Genomic DNA, 26,671 nt, shown 5'->3' with positions numbered 1-26,671 from the left:
CCGGACCCCGTGCCCAGAGCGTCCACTGCCTCACCCGACCCGATCCCGCGTCGTCCCGAAGGAACGAGAACCATGGACCACCGTCTCACCTCCGATCACGCCCGCCCCATCCCGACGAACCGCGCGAGCCGCCGTACGGTCCTGGCCGGGGCCGCGGCCTCGGCCGGCGTCCTCGCACTCGGGGCCTGCTCCTCGGGCTCGAAGGGGTCGGACAGCGGGAGTTCCGAGGACGCGGTCCCCCGCTTCGACGAGAAGAAGACGACGACCATCACCTTCATGCATGCGATGTCGGCGGGCGACCAGAAGGAAGCCCTCGAGAGGATCGTCGCCGACTTCGGGAAGAAGCATCCGAACGTCACCGTCGAGCTGCAGGACCAGCCCGACTACGGCACCCTGCAGACCAAGACCAAGGCGCAGGTCGGCGCCGGGAGCGCACCCACCATCGCCCAGGCCTACGGCAACTGGGCCAGCGAGTACGCCGACTCCCAGGTGATCGTCCCCCTGGACGCCTACGCGAGGACCAATACGGACATGGCCGACTTCGCCGAAGGGGTGAAGAAGGACATCCAGCTCAGCGACGGCAAGGTCTGGATGTGGCCGTTCAACAAATCCGTCGTGGTGGTCTACCGCAACGCCGAGATGGTGAAGGAGGAGCCCGCCACCTGGGAGGACTTCGCGAAGATCGCCAAGGACGTCTCGAAGGACGGGGTGGTCGCCCTCTCGATCGATCCCGGCAGCGCGAAGGGACCCGCGGGAGGCACCGCTCTGTTCGAGATCCTCGCGGAGGCCATGGGCGGCCCCGTGTTCGCCGAGGACGGCACACCGCAGTTCGACGAGGAGGGCGGCGTGAAGGCCCTCGAGTACCTCGTGGACCTCAAGAAGGCGGGCGCCCTCGCGATCGCCTCGGGCTACCCCGGCCAGGAAGCGCTGGGAGCCCAGAAGGGCGCTTTCGACGTCTCCTCGGTCGCCTCCTTCCCCTTCAACGAGGAGGCCGTGGGCGGCGCGTTCGAGATGGGCGTGAGCGCCCTGCCCGAAGGGACGTCGGGAGCGGCGAACCAGCTCGCCGGCACCAACATCGTGCTGTTCGCCGACGCGAGCGACCAGGAGAAGGCCGCGGCCTGGGAGTTCATGCAGTTCATCACGACCCCCGAGCAGCAGGCCTCGTGGGCGGCCAGCACCGGTTACCTGCCCGTGAGCGCGAGCTCACTGGAGCAGGAGGTGCTGAAGAAGGTCGTCGACGAGAGGCCCTGGGTGGCCGACGCGGTGGAGCAGATAGACACCGCCCGAGGACTGCCGCCGGTCACCTCCGTCACCGAGGCCTCGGGGCTGCTCTCGGTCGCCCTGCAGAACGCCCTGCAGGGCAAGGCCGAGCCGAAGGACGCCCTGGCCGACGCGCAGAAGAAGGCGGCGGCGCTGAGGTGATGAGCACCCCCAGGACAGCGCCGCCACAGGGACGGGCCGGGTCAGCGCCCGCGCCCGGGCGCCGACGTCGTCGACGCCCGGGCGCTCTCGTGCTCTCCTCGCTCGCCGTGCTCGCGGCGCTGGCCTTCCTGTTCCCCCTGCTGTGGACCCTGTACACCTCGATCTCCACGCCGGCCGACGTGTACACCCTGCCGCCCAGGATCAAGCCGGTCGGCCAGTGGGACGAGTACGTCGCGGCGGCGGGAGAGAACTACGCGCGGGCGTGGGCCGCCGCACCCTGGCCCCGCTATTTCGGGAACACGGTCCTGATCGCCGTCTGCGTGGTGGGACTGACCCTGCTCACCGGCCTGCTCGCCGCGTTCGCTTTCTCGCGCATGCGCTTCCGCGGTCGCGGAGCGCTGTTCCTGCTGGTGATGAGCGTGATGATGGTTCCGCAGACCGTGCTGCTGGTGCCGAACTTCCTGCTCGCCCAGAAGATGCACCTCTACGACACCTACGCGATCCAGATCCTGCCCTGGGGCGCGTCCGTGTTCGGGATCTTCCTGCTGCGCCAGTTCTTCCAGACCCTGCCCACGGAGATCTTCGAGGCCGCGGAGCTCGACGGTGCCGGGGCGGTGCGGATGCTGGTCCAGGTCGCGGGGCCGCTCGCCGTCCCCACCATGGTCCTGGTGGCGTTGAACGCCTTCATGGGCTCCTGGAACTCCTTCGTCTGGCCCTACTTCATGACCAAGTCCGATCAGCTGCGTCCGATCGAGGTGGGACTGCAGACGTTCCAGTCCGAGAACGGCAACGACTGGACCGCGATGAGCGCGGCGGTCGTGTTCACCACCATCCCCGTGATCCTGCTGTTCCTGTTCCTGCAGAAGTACTTCGTGCACGGGACAGTCACCACCGACGGGGCGGTGCGAGGGTGAGCGCCGCGCCCGCGCCGCGTCCCGACACGGAGGGTCCGGGCGAGGCGGGCCCCGAGGGGACGCGAGCCGCCACGACCCTCGAGGTCCACGGCGGGGTGCGGGTCATCGGGGGCACGAAGGTGCTGGTCTCCACGCCTCGTGCCCGGGTGCTCCTGGACATCGGCGAGGACATCCCCTCCGGCGTCGACCTGCTGCGCGACCCGACGCGATCCCGCCCGCGCCAGGCCCTCGCCGACGCCCTGCGTCTGGGCGCCGCGCCGCGGATCCCCGGTCTGTTCGACCCGCGCGCGCTCGAGGCCGTCGGCCCCGGGGCCGAGCAGCTGCGCGTCCTGGCGGACCCTGACCCGCGGCCGACGCTCGTCGTGCTCTCCCACGCCCACATCGACCACGACGGGCTGCTGCCGCACCTGCGGGAGGACGTGCGCGTCCTCGCCCATGCCGACACGATCGCACTGCATCGTGCCCTCGAGGAGGCGGGGGCCACGGCGCCGGGGACGGCGGATCGCCTCGAACCCCTCGCCGAGGGGACGGAGGTAGTCGTCGGGGATCTCTCGGTGCGGATCCACCGTGTCGATCACGACGTCCGCGGCGCCGTCGGGACCCTGGTCCGCGCCCCCGACGGCGTCCTCGCCTACACGGGCGACATCAACCTCCACCGCGACGGCGGCACGCACACCCGCGCGTTCCTCGAGCAGGCGCACGGGGCGGACGTGCTGGTCGCGGAGACCACCATGCTCAGCTTCGATCCGCTGCCCGAGGAGCCCCGCAGCGAGGACGAGGTCGCGCGCATCGTCGCCGAGACGCTCGCCGGGAGCACGGACCTGATGCTGCTGAGCGCCTACGAGCGGGACGTGGACCGGGCGGCGCGACTGATCCGCGCCGCCACCCAGGCGGGCCGCACCCTGGTGTGGCCGGGCGTGCACGCCGCCGTCCTCGCCGCCCTGGGCATCGGCGGGGTCGTGACCTGGGACCCCACTCGGCCCCAGGGCCGCCGGCAGCGACGCGCCGGGGAGCTCGCCGTCTCCCGCGGGGCACGCACCACGGGGCTCGCCGAGGTCGCGGCCGCGCCCGGGCGCTTCCTCGTGCAGATCGACCCCCGGGACTTCGCGTCCCTCCTGGACCTGCCGCTGGGGGAGGGCAGCGCCTGGATCCACTCCCAGGGCGAGCCGTTGGGGCCGTTCATGCCGGACTGGCCGCTGTGGCAGGACTGGCTCGAGCACCTGGGCCTGGCGACGATCCCGGCGGGGTCCTCGGGGCATGCCGGGCCGGCCGCGCTGCACGAGATCGTCGGCGCCGTCGCTCCCGGGCGTGTGATCGCCCTGCACGGCTTCCATCCCGAGCGTCTGCAGGTCGAGGGGATCCCGACGCTGCTGCCGGAGATCGACGTGAGCATCCCGCTGCGACCGGGTGCCGGGAGGTCTGCCCGATAGGTCCCCGTACGCACGGGACGGGGGCACCCACCGTTGGGTGGATGCCCCCGTCCCCGTCCTCGTGCGCGGTGTGGTGAGCCGCGGTCGGCTCAGTCCTCGACCGGCACCGGGCGGGCGTGCAGGCGATCGCTCTCGTCGATGACCTCGGAGGCGATCGGTCGGAACGCGTCCTCGTGGGCGCGTGCATGGTGGGCGCAGAACAGGAGCTCGCCGCCGGCGGAGAGGGAGACCTTCACGTAGGCCTGGGCGCCACAGCGGTCGCAGCGATCGTGCGCGGTCAGTCGCGGGGCTTCGACGGTCGTGTTCATGCCTCATATTCAAGCACTGCGAGCGCCCGCGCGCCGTGATCTGCGCCGCCGGTTCGCTCACCGCGCAACGACGGCCGCCCACCGGCGTCGTGCGCCACGCCGCACGGGCCCGTCGGCCCTGGTCCGAGGGGGAACGGCCGTAGGATGTCGAGCGTGTCAGACAGCACCGGTACCACCTCGTCCAGCTCGCGCTCGCGCGGCGCCACCTCGTCCTCCGGGTCCAAGGGGGAGAAGCAGTCCGCGTACGACGCCCGGCACCTCCAGGTGCTCGAGGGCCTGGAGGCGGTCCGCAAGCGCCCGGGCATGTACATCGGCTCGACCGATTCGCGCGGTCTCATGCACTGCCTGTGGGAGATCCTGGACAACTCGGTCGACGAGGCGCTCGGCGGCTACGGCGAGAGCATCGAGGTGATCCTCCACAAGGACGCCTCGGTCGAGGTCCGCGACACGGGACGCGGCGTCCCCGTGGACACCGAGCCGAGGACCGGCCTCACCGGCGTCGAGGTCGTCTACACGAAGCTGCACGCGGGCGGGAAGTTCGGCGGCGGCTCCTACGCGGCCTCCGGCGGACTGCACGGCGTGGGCGCCTCGGTGGTCAACGCGCTCTCGGCGCGCCTGGAGGTCGAGGTCGACCGCAAGGGCGTCACCTACGCGATGAGCTTCCAGCGCGGTGTGCCGGGCGTCTTCGCGGACGGCCCCGACGGGCCCTCGGCCGATGCACCCTTCACGGCGGCCGACGGCCCCGCGGAGCTGCGGAAGGTCGGGAAGGTCAAGCGCGGCGTCTCCGGCACCCGCGTGCGCTACTGGGCCGACCCGCAGATCTTCATCAAGGGCTCCCACTTCTCGAGCGAGGAGCTGATCCGCCGCGCCCGCCAGACCGCCTTCCTGGTCCCGGGGCTCGGCATCACCATCTCGGACCGTCGGCCCGAGCGCAGCCCCGAGCAGGAGGAGGAGCGCTCCTTCCGCTACGACGGCGGGATCTCCGAGTTCGTGGAGTACCTCGCGCAGGACCAGAAGATCACCGACGTGGTGCGGCTCCAGGGCAGCGGCGACTACACCGAGACCATCCCCGTGCTGGACTCCAAGGGACACATGGTCTCCAAGGAGGTCGATCGCACGGCCGAGGTCGACATCGCCCTGCGGTGGGGATCCGACTTCGACACCACCCTGCGGTCCTTCGTGAACATCGTCGCGACGCCCAAGGGCGGCACGCACACCACCGGCTTCGAGCAGGCCCTGCTGAGGACCCTGCGCAAGCAGGTCGAGAACCAGGCCCGACGGGTCAAGTTCAACGCCAAGAACGAGAAGATCGAGAAGGAGGACACCCTGGCGGGCCTCACCGCCGTGGTCACCGTCCGTCTCGAGGAGCCCCAGTTCGAGGGCCAGACCAAGGAGGTGCTGGGCACTCCCGCGGTCCGTCAGATCGTCTCCAAGGTCGTCGAGCAGAAGCTCACGGAGTTCCTGACCACCACGAAGAAGGGTGAGAAGGAGCAGGCAGGCCTGGTCGTCGACAAGGTCGTCTCCGAGATGCGCGCTCGCATCGCCGCGCGCATGCACAAGGAGGTCTCGCGCCGCAAGAACGCGCTGGAGTCCTCGACCATGCCCACCAAGCTGGCCGACTGCCGCTCGACCGACGTCGAGCGCTCCGAGCTGTTCATCGTCGAGGGCGACAGCGCGCTGGGCACGGCGAAGAACGCGCGCAACTCGGAGTTCCAGGCGCTGCTGCCGATCCGCGGCAAGATCCTGAACGTCCAGAAGGCCTCGATCACCGACATGCTCAAGAACGCCGAGTGCGCGGCGATCATCCAGGTGCTCGGCGCCGGGTCGGGGCGCACGTTCGACCTGGAGGCCGCGCGTTACGGCAAGATCATCATGATGAGCGACGCCGACGTCGACGGCGCGCACATCCGCACCCTGCTGCTGACCCTCTTCCACCGCTACATGCGACCGATGCTCGAGGCCGGGCGGATCTTCGCGGCCGTGCCCCCGCTGCACCGCGTGGAGATCATCCACGGCGGCTCGAAGAAGAACGAGCTGGTCTACACGTACTCGGAGAACGAGCTCAACCGCCTGCTGAAGAGCCTGGACAAGCGCGGCAAGCGCTACAAGGAGCCCATCCAGCGCTACAAGGGCCTGGGCGAGATGGACGACGACCAGCTGGCCGACACCACCATGGATCCGCGCCACCGCACCCTGCGCCGGGTGCGGATCGAGGACGCCGAGGCGGCCGCCTCGATGTTCGACCTGCTGATGGGCAGCGACGTCGCCCCGCGCAAGCAGTTCATCATCGAGGGCGCCGAGGAGCTGGACCGCGAGAGGATCGACGCATGAGCCTCGCCGTCCGCGTCATCCCCTGCCTGGACGTGGACGACGGCCGCGTCGTCAAGGGCGTGAACTTCCAGGGTCTGCGCGATGCGGGGGACCCGGTCGAGCTGGCCCGGCGCTACGGTGCCGAAGGCGCCGACGAGCTCACCTTCCTGGACGTCAGCGCCTCGGCGAGCGGGCGCGGGACCATGCTGGACGTGGTGCGCCGCACGGCCGAGCAGGTGCTGATCCCCCTGACCGTGGGCGGCGGCGTGCGCTCGGCCGAGGACGTGGACCAGCTGCTGCGGGCAGGTGCCGACAAGTGCGGCGTGAACACCGCTGCCATCGCCCGCCCCGAGCTGATCACCGAGATCGCCCAGCGCTTCGGCAACCAGGTGCTCGTGCTCTCGGCCGATGTCCGTCGCGTCACCGAGGAGACGCCCGACGGGCCCGCTCGCGCGGGCTCGGGCTTCGAGGTGACCACCCACGGCGGCCGGCGCGGGACCGGCATCGACGCGATCGCATGGATCGCCGAGGCCGCCGAGCGCGGCGCCGGGGAGATCCTGCTGAACTCCATGGACGCCGACGGCACCACGAGCGGGTTCGACCTCGAGCTGATCCGGCAGGCGCGCGCGGCAGCGGGCGTGCCGCTGATCGCCTCGGGCGGCGCGGGACGCGCCGAGGACTTCCCGCCCACCGTGCAGGCGGGCGCCGATGCGGTGCTCGCCGCGAGCGTCTTCCACTTCGGCACCCTGGGCATCGGTGAGGCGAAGCAGGCGCTCGCCGCCGAGGGCATCCCCGTCCGCTGAGGGCACTGCGATGCGCACCGCAGGGGGCGTCCCGCCGGCACCGTCTCCGTCGCTGCGCCGTCCCACCCGTCGCGCGGTCCTGGCCGGCGCCGCGAGCGGTGCTCTGGCCCTGGTCGCTGGCGGCGGCTGGCTGCTGTGGGACAACCGTCGCATCGTCTCCACCCGCTACGCGGTGCACTCCGAGCGAGTGCCCGCGTCCTTCGACGGCTATCGCATCGTGCAGGTCTCGGATCTGCACTCCGCTCGCTTCGGCGAGGGCAACCGCAGGCTGCTGACGGCGGTGCGCGAGGAGCGACCGGACCTGGTGGCGCTCACCGGCGATCTGGTGGACCGCACCGACACCGATCCCGGTATCGCCCTGGAGACCGCTTCAGCGCTGACCGAGCTGGCGCCGGTCGCCTATGTGACCGGCAACCACGAGGCCGAGTCCGCCCTGCTCGGCGAGCTGATGGAGGGCCTGGAGGAGAGCGGCGTGATGATCCTGCGCGATGCCTCTCGGGCGCTCGCACGCGGCGCGGAGAGAATCCGCCTCCTGGGACTCGAGGATCCGTTCTTCCCCCGGCCGGAGGAGGCCGTCGGCAGGGGACTCGACGAGGGCGCCCGGACACGACAGCGCCTCGCCGGGATCCTGGCGATGACGCCGGAGGGCGCGGATGCGTGGGGGAAGGACCCCTTCACGGTCCTGCTCGCCCACCGGCCCGAGCAGCTGCCGATCTATGCCGAGACGAGGATCGACCTGGCGCTGGTCGGTCACGCCCACGGAGGGCAGGTGCGCTTGCCCGGGGTCGGCGGACTGTTCGCCCCCGAGCAGGGCCTGCTGCCGGCGCTCACCGCCGGGGTGGTGCATCGCGGGCGCACGGACCTGGTGATCAGCCGCGGACTGGGCAACTCGGTCGCACCCGTGCGGGTGAACGATCCCCCGGAGATCGTGACGATCTCGCTGCACCGGGGCTGAGGCGCCGGCGTCCGGGCGGGCACGAGGCTCCGCGCGGACGGCGAGGCCTCACGCCCGGCGGATACGACGAGATCTCACGCCCGGGAGATCTCGTAGCGCGCCTTGAGGCAGTGCGTCTCGCCGGGCGCGAGGGAGACGAAGCCGTCCTTGTTCACGGCGGTCTCGACGCACACGAACTGCCGCCATGCGTCCAGCGGCATGTCGTCCATGTGGGCGGCGCCGTCGCTCCACGGGTTCCACAGCACGGTGCGGCTGGAGCCGTGAGGGGTCACCACGATGTCGCGCTCCAGCACCGGGTCGTGCACGGTGACGGGGGAGGCGACCTCGTAGACCCGGTCCACGGGGCCGTCGATGACGGGTTCGCCCTGCTGCTCGGTGGGGGCGAGGTCCCGCAGGTTGTCGAGGTAGCGCGAGTCCGCGAGGCCCGTGAAGCGGGTCGCGGTGACGTCCCCGACGGAGAGATAGGTGTGCAGGGCGGACTCGAGCTCGAGTCCCTCGCTGCCGGCGGTCACCTCGAGGTGCACCTGCAGGTGGTCGGCGCCGATCACGAACTGCGCCTGCGCGGTGATCCCGGAGCCCGAAGGATCCGCGCCCTCCAGGCCCAGGGTGATCGCCACGGAGTCCGAGTGCACGACGTCGGCGTCCTCGTCGGCCCAGCCGTGGAAGTGTTCCCCGGAGACCAGCTCCCAGCGCGCGGTGCGCAGCCAGCCGTGCGCGGGGGAGGTGCGCCCGTCGCGCCCGGGACCGAACCAGGGGCCGATCAGCGGGATGCCCCCGCGGATCGCCTCGCCCTCGGCGTAGACGGCGTCGGGGCTGGTCCACACCACGTCGTCCTCGCCCTCGGGCACCCACGAGGTGAGGTGGGCGCCGTCGAGGTGGATGACGGCGGAGCAGGCGGGGATGTCGACCACAAGCGCGGGCGTGCCGTGCAGGTCCTCGAGGCTGACTCCCTGGGGCAGATCATCGGGGCGGGTCGTGGTGCTCATGGTCCTATGGTCGCACCGAATCGTCCCGACGAGCAGAGGGTGGACGATTCCGTCGGAACCGTCCACCCCGAGGGCCGGGCCCGTCAGCCCACGGCGGCGACCGGCACGGCCACCGGGGAGCCCGAGCCGTCGCGACGACCCACCGGGCCCGGCAGGTCCACGGGCTGGCCGGCCTCCGAGCAGGCCCGCGCGGGGGAGTTCACCGCCCAGGCGCCGATCAGGGCGTCCTCGCCGCGCAGGAAGCGGTGGCAGCGCACGCCGCCGGTCGCCCGCCCCTTGGCCGGGTACTCGGTGAAGGCACTGACCTTGAGGGAGCCCGTCTGCGTCATCGGCAGAGCACCGGAGGTGCCCGAGATCGACACCACCTCGGCCTCTCGGGTGACGTCGACCGCGCCGAAGGACACCACGTGCGCGCCCTCGGCCAGCTTGATGCCGGCCACGCCGCCCGCTCCGCGTCCCTGCGGGCGCACGCCGGAGGCGGGGAAGTGCAGCAGGTGCGCGTCGGAGGTGATCAGCACCAGGTCGGTGTCACCCGCCTGCGCGTCCTCGGGGAGGTCCACGACGCCGATGACCTCGTCGCCGTCCTTGAGGGAGACGATCTCGAAGCCGTCCCCGCGGGGGAAGTCGAGCGTCACCCGCTTGACCACGCCCTGGCGGGTCCCCAGGGCGAGGCTGCCGCCGCGTGCGAGATCGTCCGCGCCGACCCGCACGAGCCCCACCACCCGCTCGCCCTTCTCGAGCGTGAGCAGGTCGGACAGCTTGGTGCCGCCCGAGAGGCTCGGCGGTCCCGCGGTCGGTGCGAGCGCCGGCAGCTCCACGACGCCCACGTGCAGCACGCGGCCGCGGGAGGTCACGGCGCCCACCTGGGAGCGGGCGGTGGTGAGCACGTCGCCGACCACCACGTCGTGGGAGGAGCGCGATCCCTCGCGGGCGATCTCCTCGGCGTCGCCGGTGCGGGCGATCAGCCCGCTCCCGGACAGCAGCACCCGGCAGGGCTCGTCGGCCACCTCCAGCGGAGCCGCCTGCGAGGCGACCTGCTGAGACCCCGACTCGAGCAGGACCGTGCGGCGCGGGGTGCCGTGCTCGGCGGCGACCTGGGCGAGCTCGTCGGAGACGACCTCGCGCAGCAGCTCCTCGGAGGCCAGGATCTGCTCGAGCCGCTCGATCTCGGCGCGCAGCTCGTCGCGCTCGCTCTCCAGCTCGATGCGGGAGAACTTGGTCAGTCGCCGCAGGCGCAGCTCGAGGATGTACTCGGCCTGCGCCTCGGAGAGGTCGAAGGCGGTCATCAGGGCGGTGCGGGCGCGCTCGCCGTCGTCGGCCGCGCGGATGATCTGGATGACCTCGTCGATGTCGAGGATCGCGATCAGCAGGCCCTCGACCAGGTGCAGGCGGTCCTTGCGCTTGCGCAGACGGTAGGCCGTGCGGCGACGCACCACCGTGAGCCGGTGGTCGATGAACACCTCGAGCATCTGCTTGAGGCCCAGGGTGCGCGGCTGCCCCTCGACGAGGGTGACGTTGTTGATGCCGAAGGACTCCTCCATCGGCGTGTACCGGTACAGCTGCTGGAGGACCGCGTCGGGGTTGAAGCCGGACTTGACCGTGAGCTCGAGACGCAGCCCGTGACGGCGGTCGGTGAGGTCCTGGTAGTTGCTGATGCCCTGGACCTTCTTCGCCTGCACCGCGTCGCGCAGCTTCTCGGCGAAGCGCTCGGGGCCCACCTGGTAGGGCAGCTCGGTGACGATGATGCCCTTCTTGCGGCTGGTGATGTTCTCGACCTTCGTGGTCGCCCGCATCTTGAAGGAGCCGCGGCCGGTGCGGTACGCGTCGCGGACGCCGTCGAGGCCGACGATCCGTCCGCCGCTGGGGAGGTCGGGGCCCGGCACCAGGCGCATCAGCTCCTCGAGCTCCGCGTCGGGGTGCGCGATCAGGTGGCGGGCCGCGGCGATGACCTCGACCAGGTTGTGCGGCGCCATGTTCGTGGCCATGCCGACGGCGATCCCGGAGGCGCCGTTCACCAGCAGGTTGGGGTACTGGGCGGGCAGCACCGAGGGCTGCAGCAGCTGGTTGTCGTAGTTCGGGATCATCTCGACGACGTCCTCGTCGAGCGAGGCCGTCATCAGCTGGGCGGCGCGCGCCATCCGCGCCTCGGTGTACCGGGCCGCGGCCGGACCGTTGTCCAGCGAGCCGAAGTTGCCGTGGCCGTCCACGAGCGGCACCCGCATCGAGAAGCTCTGGGCCATGCGCACCAGGGCGTCGTAGATCGCCGAGTCGCCGTGCGGGTGGAGCTTGCCCATCACCTCGCCGACCACGCGCTGGCTCTTGACGTGCCCGCGATCGGGGCGCAGCCCCATGTCGTCCATCATGTACAGGATGCGGCGCTGGACGGGCTTGAGACCGTCGCGCGCATCGGGCAGGGCACGCGCGTAGATCACCGAGTACGCGTACTCGAGGTACGAGGTCTCCATCTCGCTGGTGACGTCGACATCGACGACGACGCCGTCGATGTTCTCGTCCTCGTCGCCCGCTGTGGTGCTGCTGCGTCGTGCCATGGCGTTCATCCTGCCGCATCGACGTGCCGGATCCGTGCAGGCGGGGGCGGTGATGTCGCCGACGCCCGGGGAGTGCTCAGTATGATCGGGGCATGGGAGCACGAGGCGAGGACGGCATCGGCCGCTCCGACCGGACGCCCGCAGCGGCCTATCCCGCGCACTGGGAGGCCGACATCGCCCTCAGCGACGGCAGCGCGGCGCACCTGCGGCCGATCCTGCCCGAGGACGCCGAGGCCCTCCAGCGCTTCCACACCGCCCAGTCCGAGCACTCGAGGTACCTGCGCTTCTTCGCGCCCATGCCCACGCTCTCGGCGCGGGACCTCGAGCGCTTCACCGTCGTGGACCATCGCGACCGGGTGGCGTTGATCGTGCTGATCGGGGAGAACATCGTGGCCGTGGGCCGCTTCGACCGGATCGAGGACAGCAGCGAGGCCGAGGTCGCCTTCAACGTCTCCGACTCCCAGCAGGGGAAGGGCCTGGGCTCGGTGCTGCTCGAGCACCTCGCGGCCGCCGCCCGTGAACACGGGATCACGACCTTCCTGGCCGACGTGCTCCCGCAGAACAGCCGCATGATCAACGTGTTCATCGACGCCGGCTTCGACGTCCGCCGGACCTACGACGACGGCGTCGTCGTGGTCGAGTTCGGCATCGACCCCACCGAGCGCTCCCGCGCCGTGATCGCCGAGCGCGAGCACCGTGCCGAGTCCCGGGCGATGGAGCGGATGCTGCATCCGCGCTCGATCGCGGTGCTCGGGGTCTCCGCGCAGCGCGACTCCATGGGCGGGCGGATCCTCTCGCATCTCGAGGACTCCGGCTACGACGGCTCCGTGCACGTGATCGCGAAGGACGCCCTCGAGATCGGCGGGCACCGGACCGCCTCCCGGATCTCCGACGTCCCCGGCCCCGTGGATCTCGCCGTGATCGCGCTCGCCCGCGCCGAGGACTGCATCGCCGCGGTCGAGGAGTGCGGCCGCGCCGGCGTGCGTGCCGTCCTCGTGCCCACCGAGGCGTTCACCGCGACCGGAGGGGACGCCCCCGCCGGGGAGCCGGGCCGGGGCGGGAGCAGCGGGCGCGCCGGTCTGCAGCGACGGCTCGTCACCGCGGCACGACGCGAGGGCGTGCGCGTGCTCGGACCGGGATCGCTGGGCTTCCTGCGCACCGGTGAGGACCCGCTGAACGTCTCCCTGATCCCGCACGCCCCCCGCACCGGCGGTGTCGCGCTCGCCGGTCAGTCCGGGGCGCTCTCGGCGATGCTGCTCAGCGGGGTCGACGCACGCGGCATCGGCATCCACGAGTTCGTCGCCGTGGGCAACCGCGCCGACGTCTCGCTCAACGACACCCTCCAGCACTGGCAGGACGACGAGGACGTCCGCGTGATCGCTCTCGCCCTGGAGTCCATGGGCAACCCCCGCAAGTTCACGCGGATCGCCCGGCGGATCACCCGGGACACCCCGCTGGTGGTGCTCAGGCCGCCGGGGACCACCACCGGCGCCCCGCCCGGACACGACGTGCGCCGCTCGACGCTGCCCCGTCGCGCCCTGGACCACGTGCTGGTCTCCGCGGGTGTCGTCCCCACCGGCAGCGTCGACCACCTCACGGACGTCGTCGACGCGCTGGATCGGCAGGGGGTCCCGCCCGGCGATCGGGTGGGCCTGCTGGCCAACACGGCCGCGCTCGGGGAGTCCCTGCGCGGCGCGGCGGACGCCGCGGGCCTGCACGTGGTGCGGGACGACCGCCGCACGCCGCTGAGCACGGACCCGCGCTTCGTCGAGCGCACCTTCACCTCGCTGGCGGCGCTCGGCGACGTCGACGTGGTCGTGGTGGCGCTGCTGGACGCCCTCGGCGAGGACCTCGCTCCGTCCCTCGCGCGGATGGCGCGGACCGCCCGCTCGGCCGATGTGCGCCTGGTGGTCTGCGTGGTCACCGACCATGTCCGCCGCGAGGCACTCGAGGAGGCCACCCGCACCGACGGGGCCATGCCTCCGCTGCACCCCACGCCCTTCCTCGGGATCCGGGCGGCCGCCGGGATGCTCGCCGCTCGACGCGGCGCGATCGGCGGCGAGGCACCCGCCGGCCGTGAGGGCATCGAGCGGGAGCGTGCCCGGGAGATCGTCGGCGAGGCGCTGAGCGCGACCGGATTCCCTGCCGGCGCGCCCCGCACCCTGGACCAGGAGACCACCGCCGAGCTGTTGGCCGCCTACGGCCTGCAGCTGCTGACCTCCCGCACCGTGAGCGATGCGGAGGAGGCCGTGCGCGCCGCCGAGGAGATCGGGTACCCGGTCGCTCTCAAGAGCGCCGATCCGGTCCTCAGCCACCGCTCCGACCTCGGCGGTGTGCGCCTGGACATCTCCGACGCCTCCCAGCTCCGCCAGGCTGTCGGCCTCATGCGCCGGGATCTCGCCTTCTCCGGCGCCGACCTCACCGTCCAGGCGATGGCCGCCCCCGGCATCCCCGTGGTGGTGCGCAGCGTCGAGGACCCGTCGCTGGGACCGGTGCTCGCCTTCTCCCTCGCGGGGGACGCGACCGACCTGCTCGACGACGTCTCCTACGCCATCCCGCCCCTGGACGAGGAGTCCGTGGGGCGCCTCATCGACGGCCCGGCCACCTCTGTGCGCCTGCGCGGTCACCAGGGCCTGCCCGCAGCCGACAGGACGCAGCTCGAGGACCTCGTGATCCGCGTGGGCCTGATGGCCGAGGACCTCCCGGAGCTGCACTCCCTGGTGCTGCACCCCGTGGTCGTGGGCCGCAGCGGCTGCGCCATCGTGGGCGCACGCGCCGAGGTCGCCCACGCCCCGAACCGCAGCGACGGGCTGCGTCGCACCCTGAGCGGCCCGGCCTCGACCTGAGGCGTACCGGCGTCCTCCGGGCTTCCTCCCGCGTGGAAGGATGGGGGACATGTCGACCGCCCTTCCTACCGATCTGCTCGGCGAGCTCGAGACCGCCGGGTACTTCCCGCAGACCGCGGCCGCCTGCGTGCAGCGCGCCCTGCGGACGGCCCCGGTGCGGGCGCACCTGGTGCGGCCGGAGACCACCTTCGACGGCCCCGAGGTGCGCCGTCACCTGACGGTCCTGGTGATCACGGCGCGGCATCTCGTCGTCACCCACCTCGACGACGACCCGGCCGACGAGCTCAATCCCAGCCAGGTGGTCTCGACCACGGAGCGGATCCGCCTGGACCAGGTCCGCACGACCGGCATGTCGCAGGTCTTCGACTCCGACGGCACCCGCGTGCGCGGCAGCGAGGCCGAGGTCACGATCGCCGTCACCTGGGGCGGCAGCCGCCGCCTCGAGCTCGAGCGCACCTGGTGCGAGGACCCCGAGTGCCAGGCCGATCACGGCTGGAACGGCTCCCTCGCCCCGGCGGACCTCGCCCTGCGGGTGAGCGCCCTGGCCGACGGCCAGGACGCGGTCGACGCCGCCGTGCGCTTCCACGACGAGCTGCTCGACGCGATCGACGACGCCGGATGACCCCGTCGCCGGGGAGCGCCGGGAGCCTGCTCGAGGCGCCCTTCGCGGACGGTGCACACCCGGGTCAGATGGACGTGCTCGCGCCGCTGCTCGCCTCGATGTCCGGTGGCCAGGACCTCGTCGTCCTCGTCGACGGGCTCGGGGCTCAGCTACTCGAGGATCATCTCGCCCTCACCCCGACCCTGCGCCGGCTCCGCTCCGAGACACGCACCCTCCGCACGGTCGCACCGTCGACCACCGCGACGGCCATGACGTCGCTGGTGACAGGGATGAGCCCGCTGCAGCACGGGGTCCTGGGGTACCTCACCCGCGACCCTGCTTCCGGGCGCGCGATCAACCAGCTGAAGGGTGCCGAGGACATCGACCCCGGGCAGTGGATGCCGCTCCCGGTGCCCGCCGAGCGGGCCGAGCGCCCCGTGCTGCAGGTGGCCCCCGCCAAGCACGGGCGGAGCCTGCTGACCGGGGTCGCGTTCCGGGGCTGGGAGTTCTTCGCCCAGAGATCCCGCGACGGCCGGGTGGGAGCCGCCCTCGCCGCCCTGCGCGCCGGCGGCGACGGTGCGCTGGTGCATGTGCACGTCGACGACGTCGACCATGCCGGCCACCGGTACGGCATCGACTCCGATCCCTGGCGGGACGCCCTGGCGCAGGCCGACGCCCTGATCGCAGCGCTGCTGCGTCGCGTGCCCTCGGGGACCCGCCTGCACGTCACCGCTGACCACGGCATGGTCGACACCTCACCCGCGCACCTGATCGACCTCGCCACCTCGCCCGCCGTCACCGACCGCCTGGCGGGCGTGGCCGGGGAACCCCGGGCGCTCACCCTGTTCGCGCGCGAGCGGGACGAGGCACCCGATCTGATCAGCGCCGTGCGCGAGAGGGTCGGCGAGGACGCCCTGGTGCTCGACCGCGCGCAGGTGCTGGAGGTCGGCCTGCTCGGCCCCGTCGGCCTCGACGTCCCCGCGCACGTGCAGGGCAGGCTGGGTGACGCCATCGTGCTCAGCCGCGGACGCACCGTCGTGGACGACTCGCGTCGCCACCCGCCGGACAGACGCCCCGAGATCGGCGTCCACGGGTCGCTGACGGTCGCGGAGTCGCTCGTGCCGCTGCTGACCCTGGAGGCCTGAGCGCGCAGGAGCGCCCGGGGCAAGCAGCCCCGGGCGCTCCGCCGTCCGGTGTCGTCGCCCCTCGGCGTCGCTCAGTCGTGCTTGGAGCCGAAGACGATCTCGTCCCAGCTGGGGATGCTCGACCGCTTCGCCCGTGAGGGCGAGGAGGAGCCGTTCTTCTTCTCGCCCTTCTTCGTGTCCTTCTTCGTCCCGCGCCGGGGACCGCTGTCCGGGGCCGGGTCCTCGCTCTTCGCAGCGGTGTCCTGCTCCCCGCTGTTCGCGGACGCACGGGTGGGGACGTCGTCGAAGCCGGGCAGGGGAGTGAGGTCGACCGTGTCGTTGCTGGGCACGGCAGCGGCGGGCCGCTCACCGGCCGCTCCGCGGGTGGCCTCCCCGGTCCCAGGGGTGTGGGTGTCCTCCCGCGGGTCCTCGGTGCCCTCGGCCACGGACTCGTCGAGAGTGCGGCCCGGGACCACGAGCGGTGTGCGGCCGTCCGCCTCCGGGTCCTCGCCCGGGTCGGTGTCGCCCTCGGGGCCCCCGGTGACGTCGAGCTGGTCGTCCTCGGGACGGTCGGTGCCGCCGTCGACGTCGTCCTCGTCGTAGGCCTCCGGCAGGGTGTCCTGGTCCGGGTGGGAGCCGCTGACGGCGTACTCGCGCTCCGCCTCCTCGTCGGCCGCGCGCGTGCTGCGTTGCTCGTCCTCCTCGAGGGTCGACCAGGTGGGCTCCTCGTCCCCGGCCAGCGGGACGGGCCGCAGGCCTCGGCGCGCGTTGATCTGCTCGAGCGCGTCCTCGTCGATCGGGTCGCCGTCGGCGGCGGAGCCGGTGCCGACGGGGCGCTCGTCCTCCGCGGTCTGCTCCTGCGGCGGCACGGAGCCCGGGCGCTGCAGGCTGCGGGGCGTGCTGCGACGAGGCCTGGCGGAGGCGCCGTCGGCGTCCGACTCCTGGTCGTAGACGGAGCTCTTGAGGGAGGTCAGGCGCGCCCTGCCCACGACGGGCTGGTCCAGCGCGTCGTCGTCCAGGCTGAGCCAGCGGGCCTCGTCGTCCTCGGCCACCACGATCTGCCGGATCATGTCCGCGATCCAGTGCGCCTCGCGCTCGCGGCCGCCGGAGCGGAAGACGAGCTCGAGGTTCCAGGTGCCGTCGGGAAGGCGCCAGGCGTCCCAGCGGGTGCCCTCGAGCGCCTGCCGGGCGGCGAGCCGCTCGGTCACGATCGAATCCAGGACCGGCCCGCCCGAGCGGTCCACCTTGAAGGTGCGGGCGCGTTCGGCCGTGAAGCCGCGCTCGGCGAGCACGGGCCCCTCGTACCGGCGCACGTGCTCAAGGTCGATGGAGGCCATCTGGGAGATGTTCTCCGCGGTGTGTCCGGCGCGCAGCATCGCCTGGATCTCGCGGGGTCGCAGGGCGGTCGCCTCCGAGGACTGGATCAGTCCCAGTGCGGGGCGGTCCCGTCTCACGGCGGCGCGCACGGCCTCGTCGATCCGCAGCGTGTACTGCTCGCCGTCGAGATCGCGCAGGACGATGTGCTCACCGTCGTCATGGATCCCGTCGAGCTCGAGCTCTCGCATCGTGGTCCTCTCCCGTCGCAGCAGGTTCCGCGACGTGATCGAATCATAGAACCCGAGTGCGCCGCGACCACGGCTGACGCGCGGGACGCAGCGCCCCGATGGCACCGCGGGGCCGCGATGTTGTGATGTGAGCCCTCCTCTGCAATAATCGCGCCGCATCCGGCGTGGATAGACACCGAGGGGCACGCCGGGGGAGTCCGAAGCCGCGCAGGCCAGCGGCTCCTTTTCTGCCCGGTCACCCGACCCTTCTCCTGATCGAGGTATTGACTTCTGATGGCCACTGATTACGACGCACCGCGCAAGAACGACGACGAGTCCTCCGAGGATTCGATCGAGGAGCTGAAGGGGCGTCGGAACGAAGCCGCGGCACCGACCGTTGACGAGGACGAGGCCGAGGTCGCCGACGGCTACGAGCTCCCGGGGGCCGACCTCTCCGGCGAGGAGCTCTCCGTCCGGGTGCTGCCGCGCCAGGCGGACGAGTTCACCTGCGGCAGCTGCTTCCTGGTGAAGCACCGCAGCCAGATCGACCACGTCGAGGGCACGGTCATCATCTGCAAGGAATGCGCCTGAGCTCGCGCTGAACCCACTGCGACGAGGGCGGGGGCGGTCACCGGATCGGTGACCGCCCCCGCCCTCTCTCGTGCGCCGGTGCTCAGCCCTGTCGGGCGGTGCGGAGCGCCAGTGCCAGGTCCTCGGGACGACGGCTCGAGAGCACCCATGCCGGTGCCGGGTCCTGCTCGTCCAGCACGGGCACCCGGATCCCAGAGTGCACCCATCCGCGCGTGAGGTGGAAGGCCAGGGGCTCGAAGCCGCGCGACATCGCGTCCTCCCAGCCCTCGCGACCGAGCACCTCGGGCTCGCCCAGCAGACCCACCGGGATCTCCGCGCGGCCGGCCCGCAGACGATCGCCCACCACCTCGATCACGGGGCTCGCGAGGACCAGCAGCAGACACATCGAGGCGATGCCGAGGATCCCCGTGAGGATCGCGAAGAAGTGCGAGAGGGGCACCAGGATGACGCCCAGCACACTGCCGAAGGCGATGCCCACGATCCACGTCCCCACACTCGGGAGCAGTCGTTCGCGATGCAGGATCTCCCCCGCGGAGACCGCGTCGGCGGCATCGGGATCACCCAGGTCGGAGGAGGGCGGAGCGGTGTGATCGGACGAGGCGTCGGACATGCGCTCATCGTCTCACGCGCGCCCGGGAGCGGCCTGCGTGCAGATGTTGCGCCTACTCTGGGGACATGAGCATCGACGAGACCACCGAGGCGCCGGGTGAGCCCGCCCCGAGCATGCCGGTGGTGCTGACGAAGGACGCCGTCCTGCCCTACCGGGCCCACGCCGACGACGCCGGGTTCGACCTGGTCAGCTCGGAGGACGTCGTGATCCCGAGCGGAGGCCGCGCGCTCGTGGGCACCGGGGTCGCCGTCTCGCTGCCCAGCGGCACCGTGGGTCTGGTCTGCCCCCGCTCGGGCCTCGCCGTGCGCCACGGGGTGACCGTGCTCAACGGCCCCGGCGTCGTCGACGCCGGGTACCGCGGCGAGATCCGCGTGGCGCTGGTCAATCTCGACGCCGCCGAGGACGTCGCCGTCCATCGCGGTGACCGCATCGCCCAGCTGGTGGTGGTGCCGTTCATCGCCCCGCACCTCGAGGTCGTCGAGACCCTCGAGGACACCGACCGCTCGGACGGCGGCTTCGGCTCGAGCGGCGGACTGCGCGCATCCGCCGGCACGGCGGATCGGAAGGAGTGAGCATGGGACTGTTCTCGAGGAAGAAGGACGCACGGCGCGCGGAGGCCGGGACCAGGGCCGACGCACCTGACCAGGAGACGCCGGAGCAGCCGAGCGGCGCCGCCGAGGAGACCGCCGCGGCGTCGCACGTCGACGCCGATCCCACGGCCGCCCCGGCCACGGCCGAGGCCGTGCCCGCGGGCGAGGACCGGACCGAGGGGACGGTGGAGCCGGACGAGGACCGCTCGCACCTGGAGGACGGTCCCTTCGACGCGGACGAGGCGCCGGAGGAGGACCGCATCGACCTCGGCGGCCTGCAGGTGCCGATGGTCGAGGGCATGGAGCTGCGCATGGAGATGGACCAGCGCACCCATGCCGTCACCGGCGCGAACCTCGTGGTCGAGGGATCCGCGCTGCAGGTGCAGGCGTTCGCCGCCCCGAAGTCCCGCGGCCTCTGGGAGGAGGTGCGCGGTTCGCTGCGCGGTTCGGTCGTTGACCAGGGCGGCACCGCCGAGACCCGCACCGGCCCCTTCGGCACCGAGCTGATCACCCGCTTGCCGGTGAAGAGGGCCGACGGGCGCGTGGGGTACCGCCCCGCGCGGTTCATCGGCGTCGACGGCCCGCGCTGGCTGCTGCGGGCGATCCTCTCCGGCCCGGCCCTCGGCGATGCCGAGGCCTCCCGAACCTTCGAGACCCTCCTCTCCCGCATCGTCGTCGTCCGCGGCAGTGACGCGATGGCACCCCAGGAGCTGATCCCGCTGAATCTGCCCGGGCAGCGACCCGGGGTCGTTCCCGCGGAGGACAACCCCCTCGACCCGCTCGCGCGCGGTCCCGAGATCACGGAGATCGGATGAGCACGCGCACGCCCCACCGTCACGCCGAGAGCACACGGCGGGCCGAGAAGCTCGCCCAGCGCGTGCGTGGGCACTTCGTGGACAGCGAGGTGCTCGACGCGCGCGAGGCCGGCCGTCGTGCCCGCGAAGCGGGCTTCGACTGCGCCCAGGACATCGAGCGTCGGCGGCCCGTGCGCGTCACCGGCTTCGTCAGCTCGGTCGTGATCCAGCCCGCGAGCGCCCCGTGCTCGGTGGAGATCGACGTCTTCGACGGCACCGGGACGGTGACCGCGATCTGGCTCGGGCAGTCCCGCATCCCCGGCATCGGCCCCGGCACCCGGCTCGTCCTGGAGGGCGTCGCCGCCCGTCGTGGCGACCACCGGGTGATGTACAACCCGCGCTACGAGATCACCGGCCTCCCGGACGAGGAGGAGGACGCATGAGCGCGACCGGCGGCGGCTCCGCCGGTGGCTCGGATCCCCGGCCCCGACCGTCCGCCGGCACGCATGCGGCACCGCGCTCGGGCATGGGGTCCGTGCTGGCGGGGGAGGAGTTCTCGGTCTCGGCAGCTCTCGGAGGGCCCCGCGGCGTCCTCGAGTCGGCACTGCCCACCGCCCTGTTCGTCGTCCTGTTCGTCCTCACCCGGTCGATCCCGGTGGCGGGCATCGCCGCCATCGCGGTCGTCGCGATCGCCCTGGTGGTCCGGCTCGTGCAGCGCCAGAACCCCTCCCAGGTGGTCGGTGGGCTGGTCGGGGTGGCGGTGGGTGCGATCTGGGCGATCCGTTCGGGGCAGGGCACCGACTTCTACGTGCCCGGGCTGATCGTCAACGGCGTGAGCGCCGTCATCCTGCTGATCACCATCCTGGTCGGTCACCCGCTCGTCGGCCTGGTGGTCTCGCTCCTGGATCCGCGCGTTGCGGCGTGGCGCTCCCTGCCCGCCGCGCGTCGTGCGTACACGCTCGCCACCTGGATGCTCGTCGGTCTCTACGCCCTCAAGCTGGCCGTGCAGCTGCCCCTGTACCTGACGGGGGCGGTCGCCGCGCTGGGCGTCGCCAAGCTGGTGATGGGGCTGCCCCTGTTCGCCCTGGTGATCTGGCTGATCTGGATGCTGCACCGCTCGGTCGTCGCCCGTCTGGAGGCGACGGAGAGCTCGGCGGACGGGAAGACGGATCCGACCGACGCGGCGGGCGAGGGCCCCCGCGTCCCCTGATCCGAGGCGAGCGCTTCAGCGCTCCTCGGCGCGTGCCTCCGGCTTCTCGTCACCGCGGATGCTCGGGAGCTCCTCGGGATCCTCCGGGGTGCTGGGCGGGGCCAGCAGCTGCTCGAGCGAGGAGAGGCTCCCGGCCTCGGCGAGGAAGAGCAGCTCGTCGTGGGCCTCGAGCCCGTCGTGGGGGCTCGGCGCGAGCGGCTGACCGTCGCGGATGATGCCCACCAGCACGCAGGCCGCGGGCCAGCGCATGGACCCGACGGCCCGACCGACGACGGGACTGCGCCGGGGGATCGTGATCTCCACCATGTCGGTCCCCGACCCGGAGAAGCTGAAGATCTTCACCGTGCGCCCGACGCTCACGGCCTCCTCGACCAGTGCGGTCATGGTGCGCGGTGTCGAGACCGCGACGTCCACGCCCCACATGTCCCCGAACATCCACTCGTTCGAGGGGTGCGAGACGCGGGCGACCGTGCGCGGCACCAGGAACTCGGTCTTGGAGAGCATCGAGGCGACCAGGTTGACCTTGTCGTCACCGGTCGCGGCGACCACGACGTCGGCGGCGGCCACATCGGCCTCGGAGAGCACGGCGAGCTCGGCCGCGTCGCCCTCGACCCACTGCACTCCCGTCACCGAGGAGCGCTTCTCGGGGGAGACCTGCCGGTCCACGAGCGTGACCGAGCGACCCTTGGTCAGCAGCTCCCGCGCGATCGAGCGGCCGACGCTGCCGGCTCCGATGATCACGACCCTCATCGTGCGTCCTCCTCGACGGTGCGGGGGTGCGTCAGCGTGCTCTCGATCTCGGCCAGCCGAGCGGTGGGGACCATCAGGTGCAGCACGTCGCCCTCCTGGAGCCGGGTGGTGGGGTTCGGCAGGACGCCCTCGCCGAGCCGCGTCAGCAGCGCGACCCGTGCCTCCGTCTCCTGTTCGATGCGGGTCAGCGGCACCGCCATCCAGGAGCCCTCGGGCACGACCGCGATCATCGTGACCTTCCCCGAGATGTCCTGGTACTCGCGGCTCGCCGCCCCGGGGATCAGACGCCCCAGCATCTGCGCGCTGGTCCAGCGCACCGTCGCCACGGTCGCCACCCCCAGGCGCTCGTACACCTCGGCGCGCCGGGGGTCGTAGATGCGGGCCACGACGTTGCGCAGGCCGTACTCCTCGCGCACCACCCGGGCGGCGATGATGTTGGAGTTGTCACCGCTGGAGACCGCCGCGAAGCCGGCGGCGGAGCGGATGTCGGCCTCCTCGAGGGTCTCCCGGTCGAAGCCGATGCCCGTCACGCAGCGCCCCGGGAAGTCCCGGCCCAGACGCTGGAAGGACACGGGATCACGGTCGATCACCGTGACCTCGTGCCCGGTGGCGAGAGTCTTGTGGGCGAGCATCGCCCCCACTCGGCCGCAGCCCATGATCACGAAGTGCACAGGGCCACGATAGACCGCCCGGCACGTGGATCTCAGTGGGCTCCGGCGCCAGTAGAGTGGACGCCGTGCCTGGCCCATCCGGAGCGCTCAAGCGACTCGTCCTCGGGCGCGCCTTCGCGACGGACCGTCTGTCCCGCGAACGGCTGCCCAAACGGCTCGCGCTGCCGACCTTCTCCTCGGACGCGCTGAGCTCGGTCGCCTATGCCCCGGACCAGATCCTGCTCACGCTCGCCCTGGCCGGTGTGACCGGGTACGTCATCAGCTGGTGGGTCGCCGTGGCCGTCGTGCTGCTGATGGCCGTCGTGGTCCTCACCGGGCTGAACACGGTCCGGGAGTACCCCGGGGGCGGCGGCGACTACGAGGTGGTGCGCCGGAACCTCCACCGCGGTGCCGGCAGGCTGGTCGGCTCCGCGCTGCTGGTGGACTACGCCCTGACCGTCGCGGTCTCGGTCGCGCAGGCCGCGAACTACTCCTCGGGCATCCTGCGCGTCCTGCACCACCACGAGATGTGGGTCGCGCTGGGGCTGATCGCACTGATCGCGCTGGTGAACCTGCGCGGGGTGCGTCAGTCCAGCGCGCTCCTGGCGATCCCCGTCTACCTGTTCATCGCCGCGATCGGCGTGCTGATCGTGCTGGGCGCGGTGCAGTCGCTGACGGGTGGTCTCGGCAGGGCCCCCAGTGCCGATCTGGAGCTCGTGGCCGACCCCGGCTTCTCCCACGGGCTCACCGCCTTCGGTGGTGCGCTGCTGGTGCTGCGGGCGTTCTCGAGCGGCAGTGCCGCGCTCACGGGCGTGGAGGCGATCGGCAACGGGGTGCCCTCGTTCCGTCCGCCCAAGGCGCGCAACGCGGGCCTCGTGCTGATCGCCCTGGGGGCGATCTCCTCGGTGATGGTGCTCGGGATCATCGCCCTCGCGGCCCGCACCGGCGTGAAGTACGTCGAGGACCCGGCGCACGAGCTCACCCGCGGCGGCGCACCGGTGCCCGGCTATCAGCAGCTGCCCGTGATCGGTCAGATCGCCGAGGCGCTCTCCGCCCCGGGGTCGGCGCTGTTCTATGCGGTCACCGCCGTGACCGGTGTGGTCCTGTTCATCGCCGCGAACACGGCGTTCAACGGCTTCCCGAATCTCGCGAGCGTGCTCGCCGCCGCGGGCAGCTTCCCCAAGCAGATGCGCGTGCGCGGGGACCGCCTGGCCTACTCCAACGGGATCATCCTGCTGGCGGCGGCGTCCGCGCTGCTGGTGTGGTGGACCGGCGCGCGGGTGAGCGTGCTGATCCAGATGTACATCGTCGGGGTCTTCCTGAGCTTCAGCCTGGGCCAGCTCGGCATGGTCCGGCACTTCACGCGGGCCATCCGACTCGAGATCCGCGGCGGGATGCGCCGCACCCTGCGTCTGCGACGGGTCGTCAACGTGATCGGCTTCGTCGTCGTCGCCACCGTGCTGCTGATCGTGGTCACCACCAAGTTCATGCACGGCGCCTGGGCCGCGCTGGTGATCATCGCACTGCTGTGGGGGCTGATGACCCTCATCGAACGCCACTACGCCTCCGTGCGCGCCCAGCTCACGATCCCCGCCACGGGCGAGGGCGCCGACGAGGCGGCAGGTGCTGACGCGGCGGCAGGCGCCGACGTCGGCCCCGGCACGGCCCTCGGGGAGCGGGAGCTCGGGTCGGCGCCCGTTCTCGGACCCCACCTCCCCGGCGCGGGCGACGAGGGCACCGCGCGTCCCTCGCGCTCCCACGGGATCGTGCTGGTCTCGGGGCTGGACCGGCCGACGATGCGCGCCCTCTCCGTCGCCTCGGCGGCCCGGCACACGACCCTCGAGGCGGTGGCGGTCCACGACGAGGAGGCGGACACCCGCGCGGCGGTCGAGCGCTGGCACCGTCTCGGTGCCCAGGTCCCCCTGCGCGTGCTCTACTCTCCCTATCGGGACATCAGCTCCCCGGTGCTCGCCCACGTGCGCAGTCTGCTCTCGCGCAACCCCCGTGACGTCGTGATCGTCTATCTCCCCCTGTTCCTGGTGGGACACTGGTGGCTCTCGCCCCTGCACAACCACTCCGTGCGCCGTCTCGGCGACCGGCTCGCGCATCTGCCGCGGGTCGTCGTCGCGAGCGTGCCGTGGCAGCTCGGGCGGGACGCCGGACCGGCCCGGGGCGCACCACCGCGGGCCGGCAGCACGCCGGCGACCACCGAGGACCACCGCAGCGCCCGCCGGGCGCGCGAGCACGCGAGGAGCTCAGGGCTCCCGGAAAGGTGAGGACGATGGCACGGGAGAACCGGGGGCGCGCGACGAACGCCGAGCCCGAGCGGACGGCTCTCGGCAGGCTGCTCACGCTGACGGTCGGGGCCCCGGCCGCGGGCGGCACCTTCGTCGCCCGGCACGAGGGCCGGGTGGTCTTCGTGCGCGGCGCCGTGCCCGGGGAGACCGTCGTCGCCCGTCTGCTCGAGGACTCCCGCAACTCGGCCAAGGCCCGGTTCTGGCGGGCCGAGACCCTCGAGATCCTCGATCCCAGCCCCGACCGGGTGCCCAGCGTGTGGCCCCAGGCGGGGACCGACGGCGTGGGCGGGGCGGAGTGGGCGCACATCGGTCTGCACGCCCAGCGTCGACTCGCCACGGAGGTGCTGCAGGATCTCCTGACCCGCGCGGGGGTGAGCACCTTCGAGGTCCAGGAAGCCCAGGTCGAGCCCGCGCCCCACGACACCGACGGGCTGGGCTGGCGCACTCGTGTGCGGCTGACCCGCGGGAGCGACGGGCTGCTGGGGATGCGCGGCTGGCGCTCCCACGAGGTCCGCCCGGTGGGGGAGAACCCCCTGGCGGCCGACGAGATCCGTGGCCTCGGCCTGCCCGAGCTCGAGTACGCGCCGGGCGTGGAGGCCGTGGACGCCGTCGCACCCTCCACGGGGCGCCCCGCCGTCGTGCTCGTGGGGGAGCGCCTGGATGCGCGCGAGGTGACGGTGCCCGCGGGTCTGGAGGACGTCGACCTCGCGGTCCTGGGCTCCGGGGGGCTGACGCCCCTGCAGGGTGACGGCATGGTGACCGAGGAGGTCCAGGGGCGTCGTTTCCGCGTCGGCGCCACGGGTTTCTGGCAGGTGCACCGCCAGGCGCCCGAGGTGCTCACCACCGTGGTGCTGCGACTCCTGGAGGCCCACGAGGGCGAGACGGTCTGGGACCTCTTCGGCGGCGTCGGGCTCTTCGCCTCCGCGATCGCCGACGAGGTCGGCGCGGCCGGCCGGGTGCTGAGCGTGGAGGGGGACAAGCGCGCCGGAGCCCTCGCTGCCGAGAACCTCGCCGAGACTCCGCAGGCGAGCGCCGAGACCGGCGACGTGACCGACTGGGTCCGCGCCCAGGGCGCCGGAGCCGATCGCGTGGTCGTCGACCCTCCGCGAGCGGGTCTCGGTCCCGAGCTGATGGGGCTGCTGTGCGAGCGCACCCGCGAACGGATCGTCTACGTCTCCTGCGAACCCTCGACCCTCGCCCGGGACCTACACGTGGCAGAGGAGTCCGGCTGGCGCATCGAGGACCTGAGGGCCTTCGATCTGTTCCCGCACACCCATCACATCGAGTCGGTGGCGGTCCTGACGCCCGCGTCATGATATATTTATCTTGACGTCAAGAGAAAAGGTCCGGACGCGGAGCGCCCGACGCTCCCCGGAGGCCCCCGGAG

Annotated in this window: 23 protein-coding genes; 16 read left to right on the top strand and 7 right to left on the bottom strand. The window is 72.3% G+C overall.

Annotated features, from left to right (window positions below):
• The first annotated feature begins 72 nt into the window (after positions 1 to 72).
• The 3 genes from DEO23_RS11680 to DEO23_RS16100 are packed head-to-tail and all read left to right on the top strand — an operon-like array spanning position 73 to position 3,766.
• A complete protein-coding gene (locus DEO23_RS11680) occupies positions 73 to 1,422 on the top strand; it encodes an ABC transporter substrate-binding protein (protein WP_109276203.1) in 1,350 nt (449 codons plus the stop codon).
• A complete protein-coding gene (locus tag DEO23_RS11675) occupies positions 1,422 to 2,336 on the top strand; it encodes a carbohydrate ABC transporter permease (RefSeq protein ID WP_109276202.1) in 915 nt (304 codons plus the stop codon). The genes DEO23_RS11680 and DEO23_RS11675 overlap by 1 nt, the downstream gene beginning before the upstream one ends.
• The gene (locus DEO23_RS16100; RefSeq protein ID WP_109276201.1) at positions 2,333 to 3,766 is read left to right on the top strand and encodes an MBL fold metallo-hydrolase; all 1,434 of its coding nucleotides are present in this window, start codon (positions 2,333 to 2,335) and stop codon (positions 3,764 to 3,766) included. The genes DEO23_RS11675 and DEO23_RS16100 overlap by 4 nt, the downstream gene beginning before the upstream one ends.
• Positions 3,767 to 3,855: 89 nt before the next feature.
• On the opposite strand, the gene DEO23_RS11665 is transcribed toward DEO23_RS16100, so the two are convergent.
• A complete protein-coding gene (locus DEO23_RS11665; protein ID WP_109276200.1) occupies positions 3,856 to 4,074 on the bottom strand; it encodes a DUF7455 domain-containing protein in 219 nt (72 codons plus the stop codon).
• A gap of 153 nt (positions 4,075 to 4,227) precedes the next feature.
• Between DEO23_RS11665 and DEO23_RS11660 the strand changes: the two genes are divergently transcribed.
• The 3 genes from DEO23_RS11660 to DEO23_RS11650 are packed head-to-tail and all read left to right on the top strand — an operon-like array spanning position 4,228 to position 8,142.
• Entirely contained in the window at positions 4,228 to 6,405 is a 2,178-nt protein-coding gene (locus tag DEO23_RS11660; protein WP_276309452.1) for a DNA gyrase/topoisomerase IV subunit B, read from the top strand.
• A complete protein-coding gene (hisF, locus tag DEO23_RS11655; protein WP_109276198.1) occupies positions 6,402 to 7,187 on the top strand; it encodes an imidazole glycerol phosphate synthase subunit HisF in 786 nt (261 codons plus the stop codon). Before DEO23_RS11660 ends, hisF begins: the two co-directional genes overlap by 4 nt.
• Positions 7,188 to 7,197: 10 nt before the next feature.
• Positions 7,198 to 8,142, top strand: coding sequence for a metallophosphoesterase (locus tag DEO23_RS11650; protein ID WP_109276197.1), 945 nt, complete (start codon positions 7,198 to 7,200; stop codon positions 8,140 to 8,142).
• A 74-nt stretch (positions 8,143 to 8,216) separates the two neighbouring features.
• Here DEO23_RS11650 and DEO23_RS11645 read toward each other — a convergent pair whose 3' ends face one another.
• Both DEO23_RS11645 and DEO23_RS11640 read right to left on the bottom strand, forming a co-directional pair.
• On the bottom strand, positions 8,217 to 9,128 hold the full coding sequence (locus DEO23_RS11645; RefSeq protein WP_109276196.1) for a D-hexose-6-phosphate mutarotase: 912 nt from the start codon (positions 9,126 to 9,128) through the stop codon (positions 8,217 to 8,219).
• An 83-nt stretch (positions 9,129 to 9,211) separates the two neighbouring features.
• The gene (locus DEO23_RS11640; protein WP_109276195.1) at positions 9,212 to 11,677 is read right to left on the bottom strand and encodes a DNA gyrase/topoisomerase IV subunit A; all 2,466 of its coding nucleotides are present in this window, start codon (positions 11,675 to 11,677) and stop codon (positions 9,212 to 9,214) included.
• A gap of 92 nt (positions 11,678 to 11,769) precedes the next feature.
• Between DEO23_RS11640 and DEO23_RS11635 the strand changes: the two genes are divergently transcribed.
• Genes DEO23_RS11635 through DEO23_RS11625 form a run of 3 tightly spaced genes read left to right on the top strand, consistent with a single transcriptional unit; the run spans position 11,770 to position 16,269 of the window.
• Positions 11,770 to 14,523 carry a GNAT family N-acetyltransferase gene (locus tag DEO23_RS11635; RefSeq protein WP_109276194.1) on the top strand — a complete coding sequence of 918 codons (2,754 nt, stop codon included), beginning with the start codon at positions 11,770 to 11,772 and terminating at the stop codon, positions 14,521 to 14,523.
• A gap of 49 nt (positions 14,524 to 14,572) precedes the next feature.
• Positions 14,573 to 15,145, top strand: a complete 573-nt coding sequence (locus DEO23_RS11630; protein WP_109276193.1) for a DUF5998 family protein — start codon at positions 14,573 to 14,575, stop codon at positions 15,143 to 15,145.
• Positions 15,142 to 16,269: an alkaline phosphatase family protein gene (locus DEO23_RS11625; RefSeq protein WP_109276192.1), complete on the top strand. Its 1,128-nt coding sequence runs from the start codon at positions 15,142 to 15,144 to the stop codon at positions 16,267 to 16,269. The genes DEO23_RS11630 and DEO23_RS11625 overlap by 4 nt, the downstream gene beginning before the upstream one ends.
• A 71-nt stretch (positions 16,270 to 16,340) precedes the next feature.
• On the opposite strand, the gene sepH is transcribed toward DEO23_RS11625, so the two are convergent.
• The gene (sepH, locus tag DEO23_RS11620) at positions 16,341 to 17,813 is read right to left on the bottom strand and encodes a septation protein SepH (RefSeq protein ID WP_109276191.1); all 1,473 of its coding nucleotides are present in this window, start codon (positions 17,811 to 17,813) and stop codon (positions 16,341 to 16,343) included.
• A 273-nt stretch (positions 17,814 to 18,086) separates the two neighbouring features.
• Here sepH and DEO23_RS11615 point away from each other — a divergent pair, with 273 nt between their 5' ends.
• Complete coding sequence (locus DEO23_RS11615) at positions 18,087 to 18,383, top strand: DUF4193 domain-containing protein (RefSeq protein ID WP_109276190.1); 297 nt, start codon at positions 18,087 to 18,089, stop codon at positions 18,381 to 18,383.
• Between the two features lie 82 nt (positions 18,384 to 18,465).
• Here the strand turns inward: DEO23_RS11615 and DEO23_RS11610 are convergent, their stop codons facing one another.
• Positions 18,466 to 18,993 carry a DUF3093 domain-containing protein gene (locus DEO23_RS11610; RefSeq protein WP_109276189.1) on the bottom strand — a complete coding sequence of 176 codons (528 nt, stop codon included), beginning with the start codon at positions 18,991 to 18,993 and terminating at the stop codon, positions 18,466 to 18,468.
• Between the two features lie 65 nt (positions 18,994 to 19,058).
• Between DEO23_RS11610 and dut the strand changes: the two genes are divergently transcribed.
• From dut to DEO23_RS11590, 4 genes are read left to right on the top strand one after another with little or no spacing between them, the layout of a single operon-like run.
• Positions 19,059 to 19,565, top strand: a complete 507-nt coding sequence (dut, locus tag DEO23_RS11605) for a dUTP diphosphatase (protein WP_205678957.1) — start codon at positions 19,059 to 19,061, stop codon at positions 19,563 to 19,565.
• 2 nt (positions 19,566 to 19,567) lie between these two features.
• On the top strand, positions 19,568 to 20,398 hold the full coding sequence (locus DEO23_RS11600; RefSeq protein ID WP_109276188.1) for a DUF3710 domain-containing protein: 831 nt from the start codon (positions 19,568 to 19,570) through the stop codon (positions 20,396 to 20,398).
• Positions 20,395 to 20,820, top strand: coding sequence for a single stranded DNA-binding domain-containing protein (locus DEO23_RS16420; RefSeq protein WP_240613369.1), 426 nt, complete (start codon positions 20,395 to 20,397; stop codon positions 20,818 to 20,820). Before DEO23_RS11600 ends, DEO23_RS16420 begins: the two co-directional genes overlap by 4 nt.
• Entirely contained in the window at positions 20,817 to 21,587 is a 771-nt protein-coding gene (locus tag DEO23_RS11590) for a DUF3159 domain-containing protein (RefSeq protein WP_109276187.1), read from the top strand. The genes DEO23_RS16420 and DEO23_RS11590 overlap by 4 nt, the downstream gene beginning before the upstream one ends.
• 15 nt (positions 21,588 to 21,602) lie before the next feature.
• On the opposite strand, the gene DEO23_RS11585 is transcribed toward DEO23_RS11590, so the two are convergent.
• Both DEO23_RS11585 and DEO23_RS11580 read right to left on the bottom strand, forming a co-directional pair.
• Positions 21,603 to 22,337 carry a potassium channel family protein gene (locus DEO23_RS11585; RefSeq protein WP_109276186.1) on the bottom strand — a complete coding sequence of 245 codons (735 nt, stop codon included), beginning with the start codon at positions 22,335 to 22,337 and terminating at the stop codon, positions 21,603 to 21,605.
• Positions 22,334 to 23,008, bottom strand: a complete 675-nt coding sequence (locus tag DEO23_RS11580) for a potassium channel family protein (protein ID WP_109276185.1) — start codon at positions 23,006 to 23,008, stop codon at positions 22,334 to 22,336. Before DEO23_RS11580 ends, DEO23_RS11585 begins: the two co-directional genes overlap by 4 nt.
• Before the next feature lie 65 nt (positions 23,009 to 23,073).
• Between DEO23_RS11580 and DEO23_RS11575 the strand changes: the two genes are divergently transcribed.
• Positions 23,074 to 25,263 carry an APC family permease gene (locus DEO23_RS11575; RefSeq protein WP_240613368.1) on the top strand — a complete coding sequence of 730 codons (2,190 nt, stop codon included), beginning with the start codon at positions 23,074 to 23,076 and terminating at the stop codon, positions 25,261 to 25,263.
• Between the two features lie 5 nt (positions 25,264 to 25,268).
• Positions 25,269 to 26,600: a class I SAM-dependent RNA methyltransferase gene (locus DEO23_RS11570; protein ID WP_109276184.1), complete on the top strand. Its 1,332-nt coding sequence runs from the start codon at positions 25,269 to 25,271 to the stop codon at positions 26,598 to 26,600.
• Positions 26,601 to 26,671: the final 71 nt, after the last annotated feature.

It is taken from the genome of Brachybacterium endophyticum (assembly GCF_003130585.1).
GTDB lineage: Bacteria > Actinomycetota > Actinomycetes > Actinomycetales > Dermabacteraceae > Brachybacterium > Brachybacterium endophyticum.
This window is presented reverse-complemented; position numbering and strand designations above follow the sequence as displayed.